At 57.4% G+C, this 537-nt stretch carries 1 protein-coding gene; it reads left to right on the top strand.

The window, feature by feature from the left end; translation table 11 throughout:
- Positions 1 to 486: ABC transporter permease (locus AB4Z23_RS28100; protein ID WP_441361259.1), on the top strand; the 486-nt coding region annotated here is incomplete at its 5' end.
- Between the last annotated feature and the right edge of the window lie 51 nt (positions 487 to 537).

The raw sequence follows: 537 nt of genomic DNA, 5'->3' as shown, positions 1-537 counted from the left end.
GGTATCCGCTGGTCGATCGTTTTCCTTGTTCTTTTCGTCGTGGTCGGATGGCTAATCCAGAGCCGGACGGTTTTTGGCCGCTACATGTATGCCGTCGGAACCAACGTGGAAGCCGCTCGCATTGCGGGCGTGCCGGTCAATCTCGTCCGCATCCTGCCATACATTGTGAGCGCGTCCTGTGCCGGCTTCGTTGGCATGATGCTGGTCGGATACTCCAATGGGGCGACCTTGCGAATGGGGGACGACTATCTATTGCCCTCGATAGCTGCGGTCGTGATTGGCGGATCTTCAATCCTGGGCGGTCGGGGCACGTTCCTCGGAACGGTAAGCGGGGCAATACTTCTGACCACGCTGGGCACCATCATTTCGGCCATCGGACTAAGCTTCGGCCTGAGAAGCATACTCGAAGGCCTCATCATTCTCGTCGCTCTTTTGCTTTTGAGGGACGAGATATTCGAGCGGCTGCGCGCTATCCGAAAACGATAGGCGTCATGGGGGTCAGCCGTCCCATCCATCGACCATTGACTATTGGAGGAG

This window comes from Agrobacterium sp. MCAB5, from assembly GCF_052114365.1.
Classification (GTDB): Bacteria; Pseudomonadota; Alphaproteobacteria; order Rhizobiales; family Rhizobiaceae; genus Agrobacterium; species Agrobacterium tumefaciens.
The sequence above is the reverse complement of the archived record's forward strand: the minus strand, read 5'-3'. Positions and strand labels throughout refer to the sequence as shown.